At 63.0% G+C, this 12,161-nt stretch carries 13 protein-coding genes; 8 read left to right on the top strand and 5 right to left on the bottom strand.

Annotated elements, in window-relative coordinates:
- Positions 1 to 15: 15 nt before the first annotated feature.
- The 3 genes from ACWNZ1_RS20830 to ACWNZ1_RS20820 form a co-directional block, all read right to left on the bottom strand.
- Entirely contained in the window at positions 16 to 657 is a 642-nt protein-coding gene (locus tag ACWNZ1_RS20830) for an oxidoreductase (protein WP_256453791.1), read from the bottom strand.
- Positions 658 to 684: 27 nt separating this feature from the next.
- A complete protein-coding gene (locus ACWNZ1_RS20825; protein WP_135847345.1) occupies positions 685 to 2,403 on the bottom strand; it encodes a C13 family peptidase in 1,719 nt (572 codons plus the stop codon).
- 102 nt (positions 2,404 to 2,505) lie between these two features.
- Positions 2,506 to 2,961 (bottom strand): MaoC family dehydratase, encoded by a 456-nt coding sequence (locus tag ACWNZ1_RS20820; RefSeq protein WP_135847344.1) that lies wholly within the window; start codon positions 2,959 to 2,961, stop codon positions 2,506 to 2,508.
- A 190-nt stretch (positions 2,962 to 3,151) separates the two neighbouring features.
- Here ACWNZ1_RS20820 and ACWNZ1_RS20815 point away from each other — a divergent pair, with 190 nt between their 5' ends.
- The 3 genes from ACWNZ1_RS20815 to ACWNZ1_RS20805 are packed head-to-tail and all read left to right on the top strand — an operon-like array spanning position 3,152 to position 4,831.
- Positions 3,152 to 3,517: a CidA/LrgA family protein gene (locus ACWNZ1_RS20815; RefSeq protein WP_135847343.1), complete on the top strand. Its 366-nt coding sequence runs from the start codon at positions 3,152 to 3,154 to the stop codon at positions 3,515 to 3,517.
- Complete coding sequence (locus ACWNZ1_RS20810) at positions 3,514 to 4,230, top strand: LrgB family protein (protein ID WP_135847342.1); 717 nt, start codon at positions 3,514 to 3,516, stop codon at positions 4,228 to 4,230. Before ACWNZ1_RS20815 ends, ACWNZ1_RS20810 begins: the two co-directional genes overlap by 4 nt.
- A 10-nt stretch (positions 4,231 to 4,240) precedes the next feature.
- Positions 4,241 to 4,831 carry an LON peptidase substrate-binding domain-containing protein gene (locus tag ACWNZ1_RS20805; protein WP_025215655.1) on the top strand — a complete coding sequence of 197 codons (591 nt, stop codon included), beginning with the start codon at positions 4,241 to 4,243 and terminating at the stop codon, positions 4,829 to 4,831.
- A 135-nt stretch (positions 4,832 to 4,966) separates the two neighbouring features.
- On the opposite strand, the gene ACWNZ1_RS20800 is transcribed toward ACWNZ1_RS20805, so the two are convergent.
- A complete protein-coding gene (locus ACWNZ1_RS20800) occupies positions 4,967 to 6,283 on the bottom strand; it encodes a bifunctional DedA family/phosphatase PAP2 family protein (protein WP_135847340.1) in 1,317 nt (438 codons plus the stop codon).
- Positions 6,284 to 6,367: 84 nt separating this feature from the next.
- Positions 6,368 to 7,048 (bottom strand): DNA-3-methyladenine glycosylase, encoded by a 681-nt coding sequence (locus ACWNZ1_RS20795; RefSeq protein WP_256453789.1) that lies wholly within the window; start codon positions 7,046 to 7,048, stop codon positions 6,368 to 6,370.
- Between the two features lie 186 nt (positions 7,049 to 7,234).
- Between ACWNZ1_RS20795 and ACWNZ1_RS20790 the strand changes: the two genes are divergently transcribed.
- The 5 genes from ACWNZ1_RS20790 to mrdA all read left to right on the top strand — a co-directional run bounded on the left by ACWNZ1_RS20790 (position 7,235) and on the right by mrdA (position 12,141).
- On the top strand, positions 7,235 to 8,506 hold the full coding sequence (locus ACWNZ1_RS20790) for a glutamate-5-semialdehyde dehydrogenase (protein ID WP_135847338.1): 1,272 nt from the start codon (positions 7,235 to 7,237) through the stop codon (positions 8,504 to 8,506).
- A gap of 1 nt (position 8,507) precedes the next feature.
- Positions 8,508 to 9,191 carry a nicotinate-nucleotide adenylyltransferase gene (nadD, locus tag ACWNZ1_RS20785; RefSeq protein ID WP_025215651.1) on the top strand — a complete coding sequence of 228 codons (684 nt, stop codon included), beginning with the start codon at positions 8,508 to 8,510 and terminating at the stop codon, positions 9,189 to 9,191.
- A gap of 72 nt (positions 9,192 to 9,263) precedes the next feature.
- The gene (rsfS, locus tag ACWNZ1_RS20780; RefSeq protein WP_014340379.1) at positions 9,264 to 9,758 is read left to right on the top strand and encodes a ribosome silencing factor; all 495 of its coding nucleotides are present in this window, start codon (positions 9,264 to 9,266) and stop codon (positions 9,756 to 9,758) included.
- A gap of 9 nt (positions 9,759 to 9,767) precedes the next feature.
- Positions 9,768 to 10,235 carry a 23S rRNA (pseudouridine(1915)-N(3))-methyltransferase RlmH gene (rlmH, locus tag ACWNZ1_RS20775; protein WP_102679463.1) on the top strand — a complete coding sequence of 156 codons (468 nt, stop codon included), beginning with the start codon at positions 9,768 to 9,770 and terminating at the stop codon, positions 10,233 to 10,235.
- Positions 10,236 to 10,245: 10 nt separating this feature from the next.
- Entirely contained in the window at positions 10,246 to 12,141 is a 1,896-nt protein-coding gene (gene mrdA, locus ACWNZ1_RS20770) for a penicillin-binding protein 2 (RefSeq protein WP_135847337.1), read from the top strand.
- Positions 12,142 to 12,161 lie beyond the last annotated feature (20 nt).

Genomic DNA, 12,161 nt, shown 5'->3' with positions numbered 1-12,161 from the left:
TCAGGCGCCACATGACTATTTGCCGAGCTTACGCAACTCATCCGACTCCACCACCCGCACCCCATCCTGCTCTTCCAGCGCCAATCGCCACATGGCGCGGGCCAGTTGGCAGGCTTCGATGCCGTGGTATTTGCCCGGGATCAGCTTCGACAGCGGCCCGGCCAGTTGCTCGGCCAGGCGCGGTTCGGTGCGGTCACCCAGCAGCAGGGAAGGGCGGCAGATGGTCAGTTGTGGCCAGTCCTGGGCCTTGAGTGCGGCTTCCATTTCGCCCTTGACCCGGTTGTAGAAAATCGATGACTTCGCGTCAGCCCCCAACGCGCTGATCACGATCAAGTGCCGTGCGCCCAGTTCCCGGGCGCGTTTGGCAAACGCCACGACCAGGTCCAGGTCCACCGCGCGAAAGGCCTGTTCAGAGCCGGCTTTCTTGATGGTCGTGCCCAGGCAGCAAAAGGCGATGTCCACCCGGCCGCTGAGTTGTGGCAACACCTGGGCCGGTTCCCCAACCGGGTTTTCCAGGTGTGGGTGCTCGGCCAATGGCCGGCGTGAAGGCGCTAATACGCGGGTGATGGTCGGCTCGCTGAGCAGCCGATCCAGCAGGTGTTCACCGGTCAAGCCGGTGGCTCCGGCGAGCAAAACATGCTGAGGCGTCAAGTACATAGTGTTTCCCCCTTGATACGATTCAGCTTAGTTGCTCTTTGTGGCCTCGTCGTTCAATGCAGCACTTTGCAATGCTTTTCGTGCCTGCTGTTTGCGCAGCAATTGCCAATGGGAAATAACGGTCCTGGGCGCCCAGATCTGCGGTTCGGAGGCTTCGAAATTGTCCGCCTGTTCGCGTTCGGCGACCGTGGCCTTGGCCCGTTTGAAGGCCTGCTCCAAGTCGTCGGTCTGGTTCAGTGCCTGGGCGAACAGCGCATCGCCGAAGTAGGTGAAGTTGGCCTCCTCGGAGCAGCCGAAGGACACCCGGTCGGCCCGGGACGCGGTCATGATCAGTGTGCGTTCATCCTTGAGTGCCGGGATGAAGCCGCCGGAGTAGCACGCCGAGATCACCACGATCTTGTCGCGGTTTTTCAGCGGCTCCAGCACCACTGCCAGTTCGTCGGCGGGCAGGTCGGCCAATTCCATGCGCGGCTGGTCGAGCACCAGTTCATGCTCGCCGGTGCCGTGGCTGGTCAGGTAGATGAAGATCAGGTCTTCCGGGCCGCTGCGCTCGGCCAGGGTGGCGGCGGCGCGGCGCAGGCTTTCGCGGCTGGCCATGGGCCGGTCGCCGAGGTGGTCGCGGTGGTTCACCAGGCGGATCTGCCCGAATGCGCCGAAACGGCTGGCGAGCATGTTGGCGACATAGTCGGACTCGCGCAGGAACACGCTTTGCTTGCCGTCGCCGCCCAGGGTCAGGCTGTACAGCTCCACCGCCGGCGTCGAGGCCGGGATGTTGGCCAAGGCGTCTTCCAGCAAACGACCCTGGGCCAGCAGGCCGAGTTCGAGCACGTCCGGCAGCAACCTGCCGTCGGCGTCGCGCACCCGTTGGCCGTTGGCCCAGGCGCCGCTTTGCACGGTGCCGTCGGTCAGCACCAGGGTGCCGCGCCCGTGATAAGTGTCGCTTTCGAACTGGCCGATGTAAAAACTACCGTCGGGCAGGTTCAGGCGGCCCTGACCGGTAAAACGCCATTCATTGAATTGACCGAGGTAATGGCTGCCATCGGCGCCGATCAGTTCACCCTTGCCGGTGAGGGCGCCGTCCTTGAACTGGCCGATCCAGACATCGCCATCGGCGTTTTCGTAGCGACCACGGCCATTGAGCTGGTTGTTCTTGAACCCGCCGATGTAGACATCGCCGTCAGCGCTGTTGAAGGTGCCCTTGCCCTGGAGCTGGCCATCGACGAATTTTCCGGTGAATTGGTTGCCGCTGACATCAAAACGCTGGCCTTCACCGTTGGGCTTGCCGTTGGCAAACGGGCCTTGATACTGGCTGCCGTCGGCGAGCTCCAGGCGTCCGAGGCCGGAATAGCGATCGGCCTTGAACTCGCCACGGTAGGTCATGCCGTTTTCTTTGAGGGTCCCTTCGCCGTCTCGCCGGCCCTGCTTGAAGCCGCCGGTGTAGCTGGTGGTGGGCGTGGTCAGGCTGCCCTGGCCGTTGAACAGACCCTGCTCGAACTGGCCGCGATAAACCTCGCCATTGCTGCCATGCCATTCCCCGGTGCCATGCCATTGGCCTTTGTCGAACTGCCCGGCGTACCAGCTGCCGTTGGGGTAGTCGACGCGCCCCTGGCCTTGCAGCAAGCCGTCCACCAGGTCGCCGCGATAGCGTCCGCCGTCGGGCAGGCGCGCGTCTGGAGGCAACAGCGATTCGCCGTCGCCGCAGGCAGTGAGCAACAAGATCAGGGTCAGGGGAACAAGTAAGCGCATAACGGGATCCAGGTCATCAGGCCACGAGTATGCCGCAGCTATGTCCCCTAGATATAGAGAAGCGATGCGAAACTGCCTGAGCGGTTTCGCGACCGCGCAGGTTTACACGAAGCAGAGTGATAGTGGCTCAGCGATGTAGGCCGGTTTGTCCGAACCTTCGATTTCCAGGGTGGCGGTGGCCTTGAGCAGCCATTGGCCGGGTTTTTTCTCGGTAGCGTCCACCAGGTCGACCTTGAGCCGGACCTTGGAATCAACCTTGACCGGCTGAATGAAACGCACACTGTCCAACCCATAGTTGACGACCATTTTCACGCCCTCGGGCAGGATCAGGATATCTTCCATCAGCTTGGGTATCAGCGACAGCGACAGGAAACCGTGGGCAATGGTGCTGCCGAACGGGGTCTGCGCGGCCTTGACCGGATCGACGTGGATGAACTGAAAGTCGCCAGTGGCTTCGGCGAACAGGTTGATACGGTCCTGATCGATGGTCAGCCATTCGGAACGTCCAAGCTCCTTGCCGACATAATCTTTGAGCGCTGCAACGGGAACGTAGGGCATTGAGACTCTCCTTGGGTTCATCTGTTTTGTCTTTTGTCACGGGGATCTGTGTCCCCGGAGAACCACTGTAGATCAACATGAGGCGCGGGTAAGGTCACTGACCATGCTTTTTACGAATGCCGAACCATAGCGCGGGCGTGCTTATAATGCCGGCGCATTCTTTGAGTAAGTGTTGCAGGGGAGAGAGCGGATGTTGCTACGGGGCCTGACCTGGCTGGTGCTGTTCCAATTGCTGGGCACCGCCATCAATCATTTGTTCCTGCCAGTGTTGCCGGGGCCAATCATTGGCCTGCTGCTGTTGCTGGGTTATCTGATCGTTCGCGGCGAAGTCGGCGAGCCATTGAACCTGGCCGCCAGCAGCCTGCTGCGTTACCTGCCGTTGCTGCTGGTGCCGCCAGCGGTGGGGGTGATGGTCTACGCCCGGGCCATTGCCGCCGATTTCTGGGCCATCGTCGGTGCGCTGGTGTTGTCTCTGGTCCTGTCCATGGCGTTTACCGGCGTGCTGATGCAGCGCCTGGCCCGGCGTCACGCCCCCGCTGCGGAGGACGCTCAATGATGCTCGACTGGCAGGGAGCCTGGGGCTCGGTGATCCACCATCCATTGTTCGGCATCGGTATTACCCTGGGCGCCTATCAATTGGTGTTGGCGGCGTTCGAAAAGACCCGCTGGGTGTTCCTGCAACCGGTGCTGATGTCGATGGTGCTGCTGATCGCTGTGCTGGTCGGTTGTGGTATCAGCTACGCCGAATACCGCAAGAGCACCGAGATCCTCAGCATTCTGCTGGGCCCGGCCACCGTCGCCCTGGCCGTGCCGTTGTATTTGAATCTGCGTCGGATCCGGCAGTTGTTCTGGCCAATTTTTACTACGCTGGTGATTGGCGGGGTGTTCGCCACCGGCTCTGCGGTGGTGTTGGGCTGGGCGTTCGGCGCCGAGCACATGATTCTGATGACCATGGCGCCCAAGTCGGTGACGTCGCCGATTGCCATGCTGGTGGCCGAGCAGATCGGCGGTGTCGCGGCGATGGCGGCGGTGTTCGTCTTGATCACCGGCGTGCTCGGGGCGATTCTGGGCCCGAGCATTCTGACCCGGTTGGGTGTCCATAGTCCGGAGGCCCGTGGCATGGCCCTGGGGTTGACGGCCCATGCGGTGGGCACGTCCGTGGCGTTGCAGGAAAGCGAGGAGTCCGGTGCCTTTGCGGCGCTGGCGATGAGTCTGATGGGCGTGGCCACGGCGGTGTTGCTGCCGTTGGTGGTGTCGATGACGGTTTAAGGAACTGGTTATGAGCTTGCCGCTTTTCCCGTTGAACACCGTACTGTTCCCCGGTTGCATCCTTGATTTGCAGATTTTCGAGGCGCGTTACCTCGACATGATCGGTCGCTGCATGAAGAAGGGTGAAGGCTTCGGCGTGGTTTGTATTCTTGATGGCGAGGAAGTCGGCATTGCCCCTGATGGCTATGCGCGGGTCGGCTGTGAGGCACGGATCACTGACTTTTCCCAGCAGGACAACGGCCTGTTGGGCATTCGCGTGCAGGGTGGGCGCCGCTTTATCGTGCATGGCAGCAGCGTCCAGCCGGATCAATTGACGGTCGCCGAGGTCGAGTGGCTGGAAGACGAGCCGGAACAACCGCTACAGGATGAGGATGCCGACCTGGTGGCGCTGCTCAAGGCCCTGGCCGAACACCCGATGGTCGAGGCGCTGAACATGGGCACCGAAGCCACCGGCCAGCAGTCCCTGGCCAATCAACTGGCCTACCTGCTGCCGTTCAATGAACTGGACAAGATCGACCTGCTGCAGCTCGATGATCCCCAGCAGCGGCTGGATGCGATCCAGGCGTTGCTCGATGAGTTGCAAGGTGAGCTCTTCGCCTGACCTAACTCATATCCACTGAATAACACTGATCCCCTGTGGGAGCGGGCTTGCTCGCGAAAGCGGAGTGTCATCCGACACACGTGTTAAATGACCCACCGCTTTCGCGAGCAAGCCCGCTCCCACATGGATCGCCGCTCAATAGGCATACCGCAACATCGCATGGGGCAAATGCCGCAGCGCGAAGAAGCTGAACGCCGCCACCAGTGCCGGCAATATCAGCCACCAGATTTTCGGCGGCATGGCCGGCAGCGGTGTCTGGCGCTGGCTCAGCCACAGGACCGCGGCGCAGACACAGGCCGCGAGCATGGCGCCGGCGACGACATCGCTCGGCCAGTGAGCCCCCAGGTATACCCGCGACAGGGCAATGGCCAGTGCCGGCAGGCAGCCGAGCAGCAGCCAGGTCAGGCGCATGCGCGGTGGTTGTCCGCGACCGGCGAGGATGGCGAGGCTCAGGAACAGCGCGAAGGCGCCAGAGGCATGGCCGCTGGGCATGCTGTAGCTGGTCAGCGGGTCGGTGAGGATTTCCGGGCGCACACGGGCGAAGAAGTGTTTGCTGCCGGTATTGGCCAGGGAGGTGAGCAGCATCGTGCCCCCGGCAAAGATTGCCTGGCGCCATTGGCGTGCCAACAGCAGCAAACCGGTGAGCAGGGCGCTGAAAATCAGCATGTTGCGGAATTCGCCGAGCAGCGTGAAGGTCACGGCGATTTCGTCCATTGTCGCGCTGCGATGTTCCTGGACCAGCGCCACCAGGCCCTGGTCGAAGGCTGTCAGGTAGCGAAAGCCGATGAACAACCCGATCAGGATCAGCAGGCCAAGGCCTGCGATCAGCGCCGAGGCGTGCCGATGGCGACGCAGGCTGCTGTTGACACTCAGCCCGATCATCACCGCGATGCTGCCGATCACCACGCCGGCCTGTGGCCAGAAGCCCTCGGGCAATGGCAGGCGGAATGCCGCTCCGGTGGCCCAGCCCGGCAGCAGGTACGCCACGGTCCAGCCTGCCGCGGCCAACAGGCTGACAGCCGCGAAGCGCGGAAACGGCATGTCGCACATCCCGGCCACCATCGGCAACATGGGCCTTAGCGGGCCGATGAAGCGGCCCACCAGCAGGCTGGCGATACCGTAGCGCTGGAAATAGCTTTCTGCCGCAGCCATCCATTCCGGATGATGGCGCAGCCCCGGCAGGCGCCGGATGTTCTGGTGGAAGTGCCGGCCCAGGAAGTACGACACCAGATCCCCGAGCAAACCACCGAGCAGGCCCAGCAGCAGCGTCTCACCGAGGGACAACGCGCCGCTGCCGGCCAGTACCGCTATGGCAAACAACAGCACGGTCCCCGGCACGATCAACCCGGCGATGGCCAGGCACTCCACGCAAGCGACAATGAACACCGCCACCGCCAGCCATTGCGGGTTGAGGGTCAGCCAGCCGGTGATGCTATCGAGCCATGGGCCCATAAATACAACTCCATTGAATATAAAGCGGCATGCAATTTTCACTGTGGGAGCGAGCAAGCTCGCTCCCACAGTGAAATGTGTCGATCATGAAAGCAAAAAATAATCCCGCCCTTCGACCTGCCCGCGCCGCAACGGGTTCCTGGTGCACCACGGCGCGTAGGCGGCATCGACGAAGCGATAGGGCAGGTGTTCGTCCCGTCCCTGTGGGATGCCCAGGCGAGTGGTCTGGATCACATTGACCGTCGGCACGCCCACGTCTTCCACCAGCAGGCGTTCGGGGTCGAAGCGCTTGGCGTCCCACTGCGGCACTTTCAGGCCCAAAGCCTTGCACAGCAAGGTCTGGCCGGCACAGAGTTTTTGTGAGGCGCGCGGGCGGCCCTGGGCGTCGGGGTTGTTCAGCAGCATCTGCGCCAGGCTCGCCGGGCCGGAAACGGCGTCGACCCATGGGTACGCCGATTTGATCAGCACCGCATTGCCGGGGCCCTGGGCGCTGAAGTTCAGCGAGTCGCCACCCCGGGCGTAGTACATATAGATGTGGCCGCCATCCAGAAACAAAGCCTTACGTTTTTCCGTGTAACCCAGCGACGCGTGGCTACCCTTTTCGGCGAAGTAATACGCCTCGGTCTCGATGATCCGCGCGCTGAGCCACAGCTCGCCAACCTTGTGGCGAATGACTTTACCCAGTAGATCCCGGGCCAGTACCTGGGCATCGCGATCAAAAAAAGCGTGGGGAAGGGCGTTTGGCGGTTGAGGCAAATCGGTCATGGCGATAAACGAAGTGAGGCCAAAGGAAGCGCGATGATAGCAATGGAAAGCTTAATCACCGCTGAACACCGGCAATTTGCGCAGGTTTTACGCCTCCGCCGGTCACCACTGCGAGTCCACGCTGTTAGTCGCGGGTTACGACAGCTATAATCTGCCGCTTTCCTCTTTGCCAAGACCACACAGACCATGACTGAGTCCGTTCTTGACTACATGACCCGCCTGGGTCGCGCCGCTCGTCAAGCGTCGCGCATCATCGGCCGTGCCAGCACTGCGCAGAAAAACCGCGCCCTGCAGGCCGCCGCCAATGCGCTGGACGCTGCTCGCGCCGAGTTGTCCGCCGCCAATGAGCTGGACCTGGCCGCAGGTCGGGCCAATGGCCTCGAGCCGGCCATGCTCGAACGCCTGGCGCTGACCCCGGCCCGCATCGATGGCATGATCGTCGGTCTGCGGCAGGTCGCGGCGCTGCCGGACCCGGTCGGGGCGATCCGTGACATGAGCTATCGGCCGTCAGGTATCCAGGTCGGCAAGATGCGCGTGCCCCTGGGCGTGGTCGGGATCATTTACGAGTCGCGGCCGAACGTGACCATCGACGCCGCGAGCCTGTGCCTGAAGTCGGGTAACGCGACCATCCTGCGCGGCGGTTCCGAGGCGATTCATTCCAACCGCGCCATTGCCGCCTGCATCCAGCGCGGCCTGGCCGAAGCCGATCTGCCGGCGGCCGTGGTGCAAGTGGTGGAAACCACCGATCGCGCCGCGGTTGGCGCGCTGATCAGCATGCCCGAGTTCGTCGACGTCATCGTCCCGCGTGGCGGCAAGGGCCTGATCGAACGGGTCAGCCGTGACGCCCGCGTGCCAGTGATCAAACACCTGGACGGTATCTGCCACGTCTACGTCAGCGCCCACGCCGAACTGCCGAAAGCCCAGCGCATCGCCTTCAACGCCAAGACCTACCGTTATGGCATCTGCGGCGCGATGGAAACCCTGCTGGTGGACCAGGCCGTTGCCCAGGCCTTCCTGCCGTCGATGGCGGCCCAGTTCCGCGAAAAAGGCGTCGAGCTGCGTGGTTGCGAGCGCACCCGGGCGATCATCGAGGCGGCGGTGGCCACCGAGGAAGACTGGGACACCGAGTACCTGGCGCCGATCCTGTCGATCCGCGTGGTCGACGGGCTGGATCAAGCCATCGACCATATCAATCGCCACGGCTCGCACCACACCGATTCCATCGTCAGTGAAAACCTGGGGGAAACCCGGCGTTTCGTGGCCGAAGTGGACTCGGCGTCAGTGATGATCAACACCCCGACCTGCTTCGCCGACGGCTTTGAATACGGATTGGGTGCCGAGATCGGCATTTCTACTGATAAGCTGCACGCCCGCGGCCCGGTGGGCCTCGAAGGCTTGACCTGCGAGAAGTACATCGTGGTCGGTGACGGCCAGTTGCGCGGACAGGAGCCGGTCTGACTTGGGCGACCTCGACCCGTCAGCCGCAGTGACGACAACCCCGCCCCGGCGCATCGGTATCCTGGGCGGCACGTTCGACCCGGTGCACATCGGCCATTTGCGCGGTGCGCTGGAAGTCGCCGATGCCCTGGCCCTCGATGAGCTACGCCTGACGCCCAGCGCCAGGCCGCCTCACCGGGACACGCCGCAGGTGTCGGCGCAGGACCGTCTGGCGATGGTCGAGTGCGCGGTGGCCGGTGTGGCGCCGTTGGTGGTGGACGCCCGCGAATTGCAGCGGGACAAACCGTCCTACACCATTGATACCCTGGAGCTGATGCGCGCCGAACTGGCCGCTGATGCCCAGGTTTTTCTGCTTCTGGGCTGGGACGCATTTTGCGGCCTGCCCACTTGGCATCGCTGGGAAGAGTTGCTCCAGCATTGCCACATCCTGGTGCTGCAACGCCCGGATGCCGACAGCGAGCCGCCGGATGCCTTGCGCAACCTGCTGGCGGCCCGCTCGGTGAGCGACCCGCTGGCCCTGAAAGGGCCGAGCGGACAGATTGCATTCGTCTGGCAGACGCCGCTCGCGGTATCCGCCACCCAGATCCGTCAACTGCTGGCCAGCGGTAAGTCGGTACGTTTCCTGGTGCCCGACGCGGTCCTGGCCTACATCGATGCGCACGGGCTGTACCGTGCGTCGAACTGAAAAAGGGCGCGCTTCAAGTCACGTGAATGCGTGTAGCGAAGCGCCCGAACACACGAGCAAAACGAGTTTTATATGACTGACAAAGACGTAAACAAAGTAAAGCGCAAAGGCACATTCAAAAGCGCCCCGCTGCCCGTAGAAGCCCATACCGGCGTGGTATTGGCCGGTGAAGAACTGGTCAAGGTAGCCGTAGCGGCCCTGGAAGACGTCAAGGCCCAGGACATCCAGGTGATCGACGTTCGTGAAAAGCAGAGCATCACTGACTACATGATCATCGCCACCGGTACCTCCAACCGCCAGATCGGCGCGATGCTGGATAAGGTCCGCGAAGCGGTCAAGGCCCAGGGCGTCAAGCCGTTGGGTGAAGAAGGCAAGGGCGACAGCGACTGGGTGCTGCTGGATATGGACGACGTCATCGTGCACATGATGACCGCCTCGGCGCGTCAGTTCTATGACCTGGAGCGCCTGTGGGCCGGTGCCGAGCAGAGCCGTTCGGCCAGCGCTGCGCACCACAGCCCGGAAAACACCCATGAGCACTTCACCAAGCTCAACAAAGACCAGCAATAAGGGACCGCTGTGCGACTGCGCCTGATCGCTGTCGGTTCTCGCATGCCCAAGTGGGTGGAAGAAGGCTGGCATGAATATGCCAAGCGTCTTCCGTCCGAGCTGGCCCTGGAACTGGTGGAAATTCCGCTCAATACCCGTGGCAAGAACGCCGACGTGGCGCGCTTTATCCGCCAGGAAGGCGAAGCCATGCTGGCCAAGGTCGGGCCGAACGAGCGCATTGTCACCCTCGAAGTCCACGGCAAGTCCTGGAGCACCGAGCAGTTGGCGGTGGAGCTCGATCGCTGGCGGCTGGATTCGCGCACGGTCAATTTCATGGTCGGTGGCCCGGAAGGGCTGGCGCCGGAAGTCTGTGCCCGGGCTGATCAGCGCTGGTCGTTGTCGCCGTTGACGTTGCCGCACCCGCTGGTGCGGATTCTGATCGGCGAACAGTTGTATCGTGCCTGGACAGTCCTGTCCGGGCACCCTTACCACAAGTAATCCTGCCCTCATGCCCCAGCCGATCCGCATCAAGGACCACGAAAAAGACGCCCGCCTGGTGCGGGGCCGCGTCGTGTTCGGTGCCATTACGGTGGTGACGCTGATCTGTGTGCTGATCGCCCGGCTGTATTTTCTCCAGGTGATCCAGTACGAGTATCACTCGACCCTGTCGGAAAACAACCGTGTGCATGTGCAGCCGATTCCGCCGACCCGCGGGCTGATTTTCGACCGCAATGGCGTGGTGGTGGCGGATAACCGGCCCAGCTTCAGCCTGAGCATGACCCGCGAGCGCTCCGGGGATTGGCAGCACGTGCTCGACGTGATCGTCGAAGTGCTGCAGCTGACCCCCGAGGACCGGGCGATCTTCGAGAAGCGCATGCGCCAGGGGCGGCGTCCGTTCGAGCCGGTACCGATTCTGTTCGAGCTGACCGAAGAGCAGATTGCCCTGATCGCCGTGAACCAGTTCCGCCTGCCCGGCGTCGAGGTGGTGGCGCAGTTGGTGCGGCATTATCCCCAGGGCGCGCACTTTGCCCACTCGGTCGGCTACATGGGGCGGATCAACGAGAAAGAGCTCAAGACCCTCGATCCGGTCAATTACAGCGGCACCCACCACATCGGCAAGACCGGTATCGAGCGCTTCTACGAGCCCGAGCTGCATGGCCAGGTGGGTTACGAAGAAGTCGAGACCAATGCCCGCGGCCGTGTGTTGCGGGTGCTCAAGCGCACCGACCCGATCCCCGGCAAGGACATCGTCTTGAGCCTGGACATCAAGCTGCAGGAAGCCGCCGAAGCCGCGCTGGGCGGGCGCCGTGGCGCCGTGGTCGCGCTGGACCCGAACACCGGCGAGGTCCTGGCGATGGTCAGCCAGCCGAGTTTCGACCCGAACCTGTTCGTCACCGGTATCAGCTTCAAGGCCTATTCCGAGTTGCGTGATTCCATCGACCGGCCACTGTTCAACCGCGTGCTGCGCGGCCTGTATCCGCCGGGCTCGACCATCAAGCCGGCCGTGGCGATTGCCGGGCTGGACTCCGGTGTGGTCAATGCTTCGAGCCGGGTCTACGACCCGGGTTACTACATGCTGCCCAACTATGACCACAAGTACCGTAACTGGAACCGCACCGGCGACGGCTACGTGGACCTGGAAACGGCGATCATGCGCTCCAACGACACCTACTTCTATGACCTGGCCCATAAGCTGGGGATCGATCGGCTGGCGGCCTATATGAATAAGTTCGGGCTCGGTCAGAAAGTCTCCCTGGACATGTTCGAAGAGTCGCCGGGCCTGATGCCGTCCCGGGAGTGGAAACGGGCGACCCGTCGCCAGGCGTGGTACCCGGGGGAAACCCTGATCCTGGGGATCGGCCAGGGCTACATGCAGGCAACGCCCCTGCAACTGGCCCAGGCCACGGCGCTGGTGGCGAGCAAGGGCAAGTGGTATCGCCCGCACCTGGCCAAGACCATCGAAGGCCAGAAGCCGGTGGACCCGAACCCGATGCCGGACATCATCCTGCACAATCCGTCGGACTGGCAGAAGGTCAACAACGGCATGCAGCAGGTGATGCACGGCGCCCGGGGTACCGCGCGCAAGGCGGCCATCGGCGCGCAATACCGCATTGCCGGCAAGAGTGGTACGGCCCAGGTGGTCGCCATCAAGCAGGGCGAGAAGTACGACCGCTCCAAGGTTCAGGAACGCCACCGCGACCACGCCTTGTTCGTCGGTTTTGCGCCTGCCGACAACCCGAAAATCGTTGTGTCGGTGATGGTCGAGAACGGTGAGTCGGGCTCCGGCGTCGCCGCGCCAGTGGTGCGCCAGATCATGGACGCCTGGCTGCTGGATGAGCACGGCCAGCTCAAGCCTGAGTACGCAAGCCCCACCACTGCGGAGGCTACGGCCCGTGAAGAATAATTTCGACCGGATCCTCTCCA

It is taken from the genome of Pseudomonas sp. CFBP 5748 (assembly GCF_053850495.1).
Note: the sequence above shows the minus strand (reverse complement) of the source record. Positions and strands in the feature narration are given on the sequence as shown.

Bases quoted from the DNA above. Each gene is read 5' to 3' on its own strand.
- ACWNZ1_RS20830 (WP_256453791.1), bottom strand. From the start codon at position 657: ATGTACTTGACGCCTCAGCATGTTTTGCTCGCCGGAGCCACCGGCTTG.
- ACWNZ1_RS20825 (WP_135847345.1), bottom strand. From the start codon at position 2,403: ATGCGCTTACTTGTTCCCCTGACCCTGATCTTGTTGCTCACTGCCTGC.
- ACWNZ1_RS20820 (WP_135847344.1), bottom strand. From the start codon at position 2,961: ATGCCCTACGTTCCCGTTGCAGCGCTCAAAGATTATGTCGGCAAGGAG.
- ACWNZ1_RS20815 (WP_135847343.1), top strand. From the start codon at position 3,152: ATGTTGCTACGGGGCCTGACCTGGCTGGTGCTGTTCCAATTGCTGGGC.
- ACWNZ1_RS20810 (WP_135847342.1), top strand. From the start codon at position 3,514: ATGATGCTCGACTGGCAGGGAGCCTGGGGCTCGGTGATCCACCATCCA.
- ACWNZ1_RS20805 (WP_025215655.1), top strand. From the start codon at position 4,241: ATGAGCTTGCCGCTTTTCCCGTTGAACACCGTACTGTTCCCCGGTTGC.
- ACWNZ1_RS20800 (WP_135847340.1), bottom strand. From the start codon at position 6,283: ATGGGCCCATGGCTCGATAGCATCACCGGCTGGCTGACCCTCAACCCG.
- ACWNZ1_RS20795 (WP_256453789.1), bottom strand. From the start codon at position 7,048: ATGACCGATTTGCCTCAACCGCCAAACGCCCTTCCCCACGCTTTTTTT.
- ACWNZ1_RS20790 (WP_135847338.1), top strand. From the start codon at position 7,235: ATGACTGAGTCCGTTCTTGACTACATGACCCGCCTGGGTCGCGCCGCT.
- rsfS (WP_014340379.1), top strand. From the start codon at position 9,264: ATGACTGACAAAGACGTAAACAAAGTAAAGCGCAAAGGCACATTCAAA.
- mrdA (WP_135847337.1), top strand. From the start codon at position 10,246: ATGCCCCAGCCGATCCGCATCAAGGACCACGAAAAAGACGCCCGCCTG.